Consider the following 10,031-nt stretch of genomic DNA (forward strand, 5'->3'; position numbering starts at 1 on the left):
TGTTCGGTGGTTTATCTTTTAAGCCCCCTGGGGTGGGGGGGGGGGGGGGGGGGGGGGTGGGGGGGGGGGGGGGGGGTTCCCCCCTGGGCGCCCCCCCACGTTTCGGGGCCGCCGGTCAGTCGCCCGTCGTCACGCGGACGTAGTCGATGACCATCTGCTGCGGGAACTGGGTGGAGCCGTCGGGGGGGGCGGGCCAGTAGCCGCCGACCGCGAGGTTCAGGATGAGGAAGAAGGGCTTGTTGAACACCCACTGGTTGCCGCCCACGTCGGCCGGGGTGCGCCGCTGGAAGACGTTGCCGTCGACGGACCAGGTGATGGAGTCGGGCGCCCAGTCGACGGAGAAGGTGTGGAAGTCGTCGGCGAACGCCTGCCCGTCGGGGAGGGTGTACGCGGCGCCGATGCCGCCCGCTCCGGAGTAGCCGGGGCCGTGCAGGGTGCCGTGGACGGTGCCGGGCTCGAAGCCGACGTTCTCCATGATGTCGATCTCGCCGCTGTTCGGCCAGCCGACGTTGCCGAAGTCGTCGCCCAGCATCCAGAACGCGGGCCAGATGCCCTGGCCGCGCGGGATCTTGATGCGGGCCTCGACATGGCCGTACGCGGCGGCGAACTTGCCGGAGGTGTTGAGCCGGGACGAGGTGTACTCACAGGCCCCGTACCAGCACTGGTAGTTGCCCGGATTCTCCTTCCGGGCGGTGATCACGAGGTTGCCCTGGCCGTCGAGCGCCGCGTTGTCGTTGCCCGGGGTGTAGTACTGCCGCTCGTGGTTGTTGACGTTGTCGCCGGTCTCCATCTGCCACTTGCCGCCGTCCACGGCGGCGCCGGCCGGACCGTCGAACTGGTCCTCGAAGGCGACGGCCCGGGTGCCCGGTCCGGGGGCCGGGGAGTCGGTGGCGGGTGCGGCGGAGGCTCCGCCGGGGAGTGCGGTGAGGATGGCGGAACAGCAGAGGAGCGAGGCCGCGTAGAGGGCGACGCGTCGACGCCGGGAGACGCTGCGCGCCGTGGAGTGCGTGGGGTGCACGGTCATCACATCACTTCGCGTGGGGGGACATGCACATGGAGGGCATGCGCATGACAGGTCAACGCCGAGAGGTGAACGGTTGGGGCGATCACCTCGGGCGCATATTTCAATTCTTGATTTAAGGGAGTGCCGCAGGAGCCGTCAATAACCTGGTCCAGACCGGAGAGGGAACGGCATACCTCGATGGCATATGCGTCTGAAGACAGGGAGTCCGTCGTGCGGTTCCCCCCGGGCGGCGGCAGAGTGGAGATACGGACCGGGGACACGGACCGGACGGCGAAGGGAGCACGACGTGGAACACGACGGAACACCGCGGCCCCACTTCGTCGTGCAGATCCACGACGCGCGACGGCTGCACTTCGACTTCCGGCTTGAGGTCGACGGCGTACTGAAGTCCTGGGCGGTGCCCCGCGGTCCTTCGGAGAACCCCAGCGACCGCCGGCTCGCCGTGCCGACGGAGGATCACGCTCTGGAGTACCGCGAGTTCGAAGGGGTCATCCCCCGGGGCGAGTCCGGCAGCGGCACGGTCATCGTCTGGGACCAGGGCACCTACCGGCCGCTCGGGCACGACGGGCAGGGCGACTCCGTCCCCTTCGCCGAGTCCCTGGAGCTGGGCCACGCGACGTTCTGGCTGTACGGGGCCAAGCTGCACGGCGAGTTCGCGCTCACCCGCATCCAGAAGGGCGACGAGCCGGACAGCGGCGGCCATGAGGCGTGGCTGCTGATCAAGGCCAACGACCGCCTCGCCGTACGCGGCAGGCCCGGCTCCCCCGACCCGTACCACGCCCGGTCCGCCCGTACAGGGCGCACTCTGCACCAGGTCGCCGCGGCGGCTGCCCGGGGCCGCGAGGACTGACCACGCGTGCCCCAGGGCCGACACGCGCGCCCAGCGGAAATGCGGCCCTCTCAAGCTCCTCCGGCCGCGATCTCGGCGAGCATGTCGGTGTAGAGCGACCGCCGGTCCGGCCGGGCGTGGGCCTCGGCCCGGCGCAGGACCGGAACCGCCGCCCCGCCGAAGCCGATGAGCGCGTCCCGGGCAGCCCTCCGGACCACCGGCTTCGCGTGGTCGAGGATCCGGACGAGGTCGGGCAGCGCGGGCTCCCAGGCGGCGCGGCCCAGCGTCCTGACCGCCATGCGCACCACGTCCGGCAGCGGGTCGGACAGCAGGAGCGCGGTGAGCCGGGCGTGGGTGTCCCGGTCGAACAGGGCACGCGATGTCCGGTGTGCGTGCAGGCGCACCCCGGCAACCGGGTGGCGCAACAACTCCTCGACCAGTGACCGCACTTCCGGGTCCGGACGGGTGCCGGACGCGGGCGCGTGCTCCTCGACGAGGCGGGTGAGCACCCCGCGGGTCCGCTCGGGTGTACCCGTGCGGGCGACGTCGAGCAGTTCCGGCAGCGACGGGGGGTCTGCCGGGGCCGCCGAGGCCCGGGACGGGGTGCGCAGGGAGTCGAGTGCGGCAGCGTCCTCGTGTGCGGCCCCGGGGGTGCGCAAGGGGCCGTCGAGGAGGACGAGCGTGTCCGCCAGGGCCTCGCGGCCTTCGGTACGCAGGAGGCGCTCGGCCCTGGTCAGCGTGGGGGTCCGGAGCAGACGCAGGCCGGCCAGCAGGTCGAGCAGCCCGAGTTCACTCGCTTCGATGCGGGGCGCCAGAAGGTGGGCGAGGGTGTCGGCGGGAACGCGGTGCAGCGCGGTGCGGGCGGCCTCGTGCACGGCGGGCGGACCGTGTTCCCACCACCCGACGATCAGCGGGACGAGCGGGGGCAGGTCGTCCTCGGGCAGCTGAGTCACCCAGTGCAACACCCGCTCGGGCAGCACCCCGGGGGCGGTCAGTTCCCCTCGGCAGCTCTCGGGGAGGCGCACCTCCGGGTGGGGTGCCTGCGGACCGGACGGCCCCTGGCGGGGCACCTCCAGGTGGGGCGCCTCCGGTCCGTGCGCCACCTGGTCGAGCGCCCCCGACCCGTGCACCTCCAGGTGGGCGAGCAGTTCCGGGGAAGCGGCCTCGGGGAGCACATCGACCCGGCCGCGCAGATACGCCCGCAGCACGGTGCGCGACACCTCCGGTTCCGGCCAGCCCCGCAGGGCCAGCGCGGCGGCGGTCCGGCGCTCCGGGCTCGCGGCGTCCAGCATGCCCAGCAGCCGTACCCGCTGCGCAGCCGATCGGGGCTGGTCGAGATCGTCCGCCCGCACCGCACGCGACGGGGCGCCGGCGGCCGCGCTCGCCGCCCAGGTCTCGGCGATGGTCCACTCGGGCGCGTCGAGCGGCTGGAGTTCGGTCATCCAGTCGACGAGTCGCGCCCGTACCGTGGGCGGGGCTCCCGGGTACGCCTCGACGAGCGCGGCGAGCAGGTCCCGGGATCCGGCCGCGGCGGCGGCACCACGCTCCCGGAACTCCGCCAGCGCCTCGGGCGTCCGTACCGACTCGGTCAACTCCGGCCGCCACAGAGCAGGTTCGTCGGACATCACCTTGTCCACGGGTACGCCGAACGCCTCACGGAGCACGGCCGGCGCGGCTCGCCAGGGGTCGGCGCCGAGGTGGGCGGCGGCCAGCGCCCGGTCGAGATCGGGGCGGACGAGCACCGCGCCGAGTTGCCGGAGCAACGTGAGCGTGGAGGCGGCCGTCCCGGGCCGGAGTGAGCCGCCGGGTCCTGCGGGCGGCAGGGCGCGAAGTACCTCGACGACCGCGAAGCGCCGGCCGGCGGACAAGTGGGGTGCGACAGCGTGCAGAACGTCGATCAGCTCCCGGGCGAACCGCGCCGACTCCGGCTGCGGCTCGGCCGGCTCTTCCTCGCGCGCAGCCCGACCCGTCGCCCCGGCCGCCTCTCCCGCGCCCGTGGCGGCGACGAACGCGTCGATCACCGTACCGACGTGCCGGGCGAACACCGCCACCTCGTCGGCGGACCACGGCCCCGGGCACAGGCGCAGGGCGCACCGCACCAGGCTGTTGCGGAGACCGGCCTCGCCGAGACTGTCGGCCAGGCCGAGCCAGTGGCCCAACAGGGCTCGTGCCGAAGCTGGTTCATGGGTGTCGGCGGCGGCCGGGGGTGCGGTCCGACGGGCGATGCGCAGGGCGAGCGCCGGATCCCAACCGGCGCGCAGCAGAGCCGCCACGTCCGGGTCCGCCCCGGGCGGGGCCCCGCCCGGGGCGTTCGGCGGCATCGGCACTCCGTGCCGGGCCAGCGGTTCCGCCAGGTCCGCCACGGAGCCGGCGGCGAGCCGCACGCCGCCGTCGGCCACGAGCGCCAGCAGTGCGGGGACGGCCGGAGAGGCCGCCGCGTCGAGGGCGAGCACGGCCCGGGCGGTCACCTCGCGGTCGAGGGCGGTCAGCTGAAGGCGGCGGGCGCGCTCGTCCGCGGCCGCTTCGGCGGCGGTGAGGAGGGTCGCGGCGTAGGCGTCGCCCACGACGGCCCGCAGCGCCCGTGTCAGCGCGGTCCGCAGCCCCGGGTTGTCGTCGCGGCCGAGCGCCCGCAGGAGATGCGGGACGGAGGCGGGCGCACCCGTGTGCGGCAGAGCGGCCGCCGCGGTCTTCCTGATGTTCATGTTCGGGTGGTGGAGGCAGGCGGCGACCGCCTCGCCCGCCCAGCGGGCCCGTGCCGCGCCCAGGGCCGACAGGGCCGCCCGTACGGTCCGGATGTCCGGGTCCGTGGTCAGCGGGACGAGCGTCGCGGACAGGGCCCGCGCGTCCGAGGTGTCGTGGGCCAGTAGCGCGATGACGTGCTTGCGCACATGCGGATCGCGGCCGCGCAGCAGGCGGTGCACCCGGGCCCGGACGGACGCGGTCGCGGGGACCTGGAGCAGCGCCTTGAGCAGCACGGCCTGTTCCCCGCCGGTGAGCCCGGGGCGCTCCAGCAGGCCGAGCAGCGTCGCGGTGAGGAACGCGTGGCCCGCGCCGGTGTCGTCGGGGGCGTCGAGCAGGCAGACGGGCCTGATCCACCGCCGCTTCCGCAGCCGGCTCCCGAGGGCGCGCACCGCTTCCAACGCCTCGGTCGGCAGCTCCGGTTCGCCGTCCGGCCGGGCCCGGCCGACAGGTGCGGGGTCGAGGTTTGGATACGGGGTGTACGTCCGGGGCCGGGGCGAGCCGGTGTCGGGACCGCGGGGCGCGGCGAGATCGCGCACGATGCGCAGGAGCAGGTCGGACACCAGGGGCAGGGTCTCCCTACCGGCGTACTCCGCGATCCGACGGAGCGCCGCCACGGGGGCGTCCAGGTCCACGCGGGCACGCAGAACGGCGAGTTCCCACTCGTCGGGGGCGCCGAGGTCGGCCTCGATGTCGTACGGGAGGTGCTGGGGGTCGAGCCGGGCGAGCAGGTCCCGCCGCTGCCCTGGTTCGCGGGTGAGGTGCCACAGGAGGGCCAGCGCCCGGTCGCGTACGGGGCGCAGTTCGGGTGCGACCGGCAGACGAGGTGAGCACCCCGGGGCGGGGGCCGGGGCCGGGGCTAGGGCCCGGACCAAGCCGTCTGCCGGGCCGTCTGACTGGCCGTCTGCCGGGCCGGGAACACCGAACGCTCGGGCCAGCGTCGATCGCGTACGGTCCCCGCCGATGGCCTCCAGGGCGTCCAGCGCGGCCGCCGGAGCCGTGGGCAGCAGGGCGAGTACGGCCTCCTCGGCGTTCGGGGGGCGCAGGACGCGGATCGCGGCGAGGAACGGGCGCGGGGCACGGGCGGCCGGGAGAAGCCGCGCGACGGCCTCGCCGATGGGGACGTCGACGGCCCCCTGTCGCGCCAGGGCGACCAGCACCTCCAACCGACGCGGCCAGTCCGGCGCGGCGGGCGGGGCGTCGACGAGGGCGTCGAACAAGGGGCGCCGGCAGGTGTAGAGGACCGTGGCGATGTCCTCCGCCGGAAGCGTCCGGTCGGCCAGGGCCAGGTCGAGGAGCGGCCCGGCGTCCTGACCCGCCGGGAAGTGGCCGCGCCGGTGCAGTCCGCGCAGACAGGTCAGCACCGGCCCGGCGAGCAGGAGGGGGTCCGTGGCGGCCAGGGCCACCAGGCGGCCGACATCGGTGCGTTCCGCCCGTTCGCCCAGGAGTTCCACGGCTTGGCGGCGCAGGTCCGGTGCCCCGGACGCGTCTTCGGCGGTACTCCACAGCACCGTGTGGTGACCGTGCCGGGCTGCGGCGACGAGTGCGGCGGCCGCGAGCGCCGCCGGGACGCCGCGGTCGGCGCCCCCGCCCTCCCGGAAGTTCGCCGGCCGGGTCAGCAGCGAGAGGGCCAAGGGGGTCACCGCCGCCCAGGGTTCGGCGAGTTCGTGCAGCGCACCGGTCACGACGCCATGGTCGGGCGCGTCGAGCAGTCGGACCAGCAGACCGCGCGTGAACGCCGGTGCGAGCAGTCCCGCGTGCAGTCCGTCGCGGGCCAGCCGCAGCGCCTCGGTCTGGAGGACCGGATCCCCGGTGCCGACGAGTTCGGCCACGAGGTGGTCGGGGCGGTGCGCCTCGGCCGGGTCGATCTCGCGGACGGCCCGGTAGAGGAGTTCGCCCGGCGGTTCCGTACGCAGGACCGTCGGGTCGCCGAGGAGTTCGGTCCGCAGCCAGACGATGCGTACCCGGGTGGGCAGTGCGGCCGTCCGCCAGTCGGGCAGTCGGTGGCGCCGCTTCCGTGCGCCGAGCCGGGCGTGGAGTCCGGCGAGCAGGAGGGATTCCTCGGGCGACGCCCCCGGGGAGTCGGGCAGCAGACGGGCCGGCAGGGCAAGATGCCCGGCCCCGCCCTCGCCACTGTCACCGGCGTCCGGGGCGACCTGCCTGTCCGTGCGTTCGGTGAGGAGAGCGAGGCCCAGGTGCCGTACCCGGGCTGCGGGATGCCGGACCATCCGGCCGAGCAGATCCGGCGGGCAGGTGCGGGCGTCGAGGAGCCGGGCGAGGAGAGCGGCGTCGGCTCGGTCGAGGGCGTCGTCGATCTCTTGGTCCGGTCGGGTGGTCACCGAGGGATGGTAGGCGTCAGGTTCGCCCTGCCGCCCCTGGTTATCCGGACGCCTGGTACCGCCCCGGCCCGTCCTGATCGATGATGTTGCCCGGGGCCGCCGCCCCGTCAGGAGCAACAGCCGTTGGACGAAAGGGTTGTCATGCGGGAACAGCCGACGGACCCGGCGACGACGGACGCGGACGCGCGGGAGCTGTCCCGTACGGGAGCGGACGCCCAGGTGATCGTCGTGGGGGCGGGTCCGGCCGGGTCCTCGGCCGCGTACCACCTGGCGCGGGCCGGAGTGGACGTGATCCTGCTGGAGAAGGCCCGCTTCCCGCGGGAGAAGGTGTGCGGCGACGGTCTCACCCCGCGCGCGGTGCACCAGCTCATCCGGATGGGCGTCGACATCACCGCGCCGGGCTGGACGCGTTCGCGCGGGATGCGGTGGGTGGCCGGGAAGCATCGGGTGCACATCGAGTGGCCCGCGCTGGGCCGCTACCCGGACTTCGGTCTCTCCCGCAGCCGGCACGACTTCGACGACATCCTGGCCCGGCACGCCGTCGCGGCGGGGGCCCGGCTGTACAGCGGGTGGAAGGCGGAGCGGCCGCTGACGGACCGGGCGGGCCGGGTCACGGGGGTCGCCGCGTCCTCCGACTCCCCGGACGTCCCGGAGCCGGTCGACTTCCGCGCGCCGGTCGTCGTCGCCGCCGACGGGGCCTCCGCCCGGCTCGCCCTGGCGCTGGGTCTGGAGCGGGATCCGCGACGGCAGATCGCGACCGCCGCCCGGCGCTACTACCGCAGCCCCGAACGCTCCCGGGAGGAGTACCTGGAGCTGTGGGCCGACCTCCGCTTCCCCGACGCGGGCCCGTACCTCCCGGGCTACGGCTGGATCTTCCCGATGGGCGACGGCCGGGTCAACGTCGGGCTCGGGGCACTCCCCCACCGGCGGCACGGCAAGGCGGACCTGCGCGCCACCCTGGACCAGTGGCTGGCCCGTACGCCGGAGGAGTGGGGGCTGCGCGAGGAGAACGCGGAGGGCCCGGTCCGCAGCGCCGCTCTGCCGCTCGGCTTCAACCGCCATCCGCTGTACGCCCGGGGGCTGCTGCTGGTCGGCGACTCCGGCGGGATGGTCAGCCCCTGGAACGGCGAGGGCATCGCCCAGGCGATGGAGGCGGGCGAGGTGGCCGCCGAGACCGCGGCCCTCGCCCTGGCCCACCCCCAGGGGCCCCGGCGCGAACAGGTGCTGCGGGGCTACCCGGTGGAGATGAACCGCCGCTGGGGCCGCCACTACCGGCTGGGCAACACCGCCGCCGACCTGGTCTTCAGCCGCTCGGGCTTCCAGCCGGTGCTCAACCGGTACGTCATGGGCTCGCCGTTCCTCCTCGACCTGCTGGCCCGGCTGCTCACCGACCTCACGGACAAGCCCTCGCGCGATGTGGCCGACCATGTCCTCAACACGGCGTTCAGCCTCGTCCCGGCCCCGGGGGCGGGTCGGCGAGGCGGGGCCCGGGGGCGGAGGCGCTGACGGCCGGCGCCCCGCCTCAGGAACGGACCGAAGGAGAGCAGGGACGGCATGGACATCACCGCGCGCGGACTCAACCGCTCCACGCTCGCCCGGCAGTTGCTGCTGCGGCGCGAGCCGCTGGACGCCGCCCGGGGGGTGCGGCGCGTGGTGGCGATCCAGGCGCAGCAGCCGGCCTCGCCCTATATCGCCCTCTGGAACCGGCTCGCGGACTTCGATCCGGCCGGTCTGGACGCGGCGTTCGCCGATCACGCCGTCGTCAAGGCGACGCTGATGCGGCTCACGCTCCACGCCGTGCACGCGGAGGACCACCCGGCGTTCCGGGAGGCCATGCATCCGGTGGTGCGCGCGTCCCGGCTGGGCCGCCGCTTCACCGACTCCGGGCTGACCGCCGGGGACGCCGACGAACTCGTGCCCCAGCTCCTGGAGTTCGCACGGCGGCCCCGGACCACCGCCGAGTGCGAGGCCTGGCTGGGCGAGCGGCTGGGTGCACCGCCGAAACCGGGGGCCTGGTGGGGGCTGCGGCAGTACACGCCGCTGCTCCACGCGCCCACCGCGCCGCCGTGGTCGTTCGGTCACCGGCCCTCGTACATCGCGCCGTGCACCGGCCCCCTGCGGACGGATGCGGAGTCGTCGGCCGCTTCGCTGCAAACCCTCGTCACGCGCTACCTCTCGGGGTTCGGGCCCGCGTCGGTCGCGGACGTGGCGCAGTTCGCGATGGTCGCGCGGACCAGGGCGCGGGCCGCGCTCGCGGAGCTCGCCGGGGAGGTGGAGCGGCTGGAGGGGCCTGAGGGCGAGGATTTGTTCGATCTGCCGGGTGCTCCGCGGCCGGACGGGGCGGAGCCCGCGCCGCCACGGCTGATGGCGATGTGGGACAGCGTCCTGCTGGCGTACGCGGACCGGGGCCGGGTGCTCCCGTCCGCGTACCGCAGGGTCGTGATCCGTGCGAACGGGGACGTACTGCCGACGCTGCTGGTCGACGGGTACGTGGCCGGGGTGTGGCGGCCGGTCGCCGGGGGCATCGAGGCGGCCGCGTTCCATCCGCTGCCCGACGAGGTCTGGGAGAGGCTCGCCGTCGAGGCCCGGTCGCTGGTGGCGTTCCTGGCCGCCCGGGAACCGGAGGCCTACCGCCGCTACGGCCACTGGTGGAGCCGGCTCCCGGGCGCCACCGTGCGGCTGCTGCCCGGTGGTTGAGGACGGTCGCCCGATCCGTGATTCCGCGCACGGGTCCTCTACAGGCCTGTAGATTACGGTCTGCCGTGCCGTCAGGGATCCGGCCGGCTCCGCGTCCGCTCCACCCCAGAGAAAGCAGCAACCATGTTCGGGATCGGCGAGCTCACTCTCCTTCTCCTGGTGATCGTGGCGGTGCTGGCCGTGAAGAGGCTGCCCGACCTCGTGCGGTCGGCCGGGAAGGCCGCGCGCATCCTCAAGAGCGAGAAGCGAGCACTCAAGGACCAGGAGCCCGACGCGGACGGCGGCCCGCACCGGCCGCCCCCCCCGGGGGGGGCGGGGGGGGCCGGCGGGGGGGGGCCCCCCCCTGGGCGTCGCGCGGGGCGCCCGGCGGGGGGGGGGGCGGGGGGGCCGGGGGCGGGGGCGG

6 protein-coding genes are annotated in these 10,031 nt (G+C 75.0%); 4 read left to right on the forward strand and 2 right to left on the reverse strand.

Features of this window, described 5'->3' with window-relative positions; all coding sequences use genetic code 11:
• Positions 1-115: 115 nt before the first annotated feature.
• Positions 116-1,024 carry a glycoside hydrolase family 16 protein gene (locus JS521_RS18260; RefSeq protein WP_205084039.1) on the reverse strand — a complete coding sequence of 303 codons (909 nt, stop codon included), beginning with the start codon at positions 1,022-1,024 and terminating at the stop codon, positions 116-118.
• Positions 1,025-1,310: 286 nt separating this feature from the next.
• On the opposite strand from JS521_RS18260, the gene JS521_RS18265 reads away from it, so the two are divergent.
• Positions 1,311-1,874, forward strand: coding sequence for a DNA polymerase ligase N-terminal domain-containing protein (locus JS521_RS18265; RefSeq protein WP_205084040.1), 564 nt, complete (start codon positions 1,311-1,313; stop codon positions 1,872-1,874).
• Positions 1,875-1,924: 50 nt separating this feature from the next.
• Here the strand turns inward: JS521_RS18265 and JS521_RS18270 are convergent, their stop codons facing one another.
• Positions 1,925-6,931 (reverse strand): HEAT repeat domain-containing protein, encoded by a 5,007-nt coding sequence (locus JS521_RS18270; RefSeq protein ID WP_205084041.1) that lies wholly within the window; start codon positions 6,929-6,931, stop codon positions 1,925-1,927.
• A gap of 141 nt (positions 6,932-7,072) precedes the next feature.
• On the opposite strand from JS521_RS18270, the gene JS521_RS18275 reads away from it, so the two are divergent.
• The 3 genes from JS521_RS18275 to JS521_RS37520 form a co-directional block, all read left to right on the forward strand.
• Positions 7,073-8,437, forward strand: a complete 1,365-nt coding sequence (locus JS521_RS18275; RefSeq protein ID WP_205084056.1) for a geranylgeranyl reductase family protein — start codon at positions 7,073-7,075, stop codon at positions 8,435-8,437.
• 48 nt (positions 8,438-8,485) lie between these two features.
• A complete protein-coding gene (locus tag JS521_RS18280; protein ID WP_205084042.1) occupies positions 8,486-9,628 on the forward strand; it encodes a winged helix DNA-binding domain-containing protein in 1,143 nt (380 codons plus the stop codon).
• Between the two features lie 123 nt (positions 9,629-9,751).
• Positions 9,752-10,031 (forward strand): twin-arginine translocase TatA/TatE family subunit (locus tag JS521_RS37520; RefSeq protein ID WP_372448595.1); only part of this gene is annotated, 280 nt, incomplete at its 3' end.

Origin of the sequence: Streptomyces durocortorensis, assembly GCF_016901035.1 — a bacterium.
In the GTDB taxonomy this organism is placed as follows: Bacteria; Actinomycetota; Actinomycetes; order Streptomycetales; family Streptomycetaceae; genus Streptomyces; species Streptomyces durocortorensis.

Bases quoted from the DNA above. Each gene is read 5' to 3' on its own strand.
- JS521_RS18260 (WP_205084039.1), bottom strand. From the start codon at position 1,024: ATGACCGTGCACCCCACGCACTCCACGGCGCGCAGCGTCTCCCGGCGT.
- JS521_RS18275 (WP_205084056.1), top strand. From the start codon at position 7,073: ATGCGGGAACAGCCGACGGACCCGGCGACGACGGACGCGGACGCGCGG.
- JS521_RS18280 (WP_205084042.1), top strand. From the start codon at position 8,486: ATGGACATCACCGCGCGCGGACTCAACCGCTCCACGCTCGCCCGGCAG.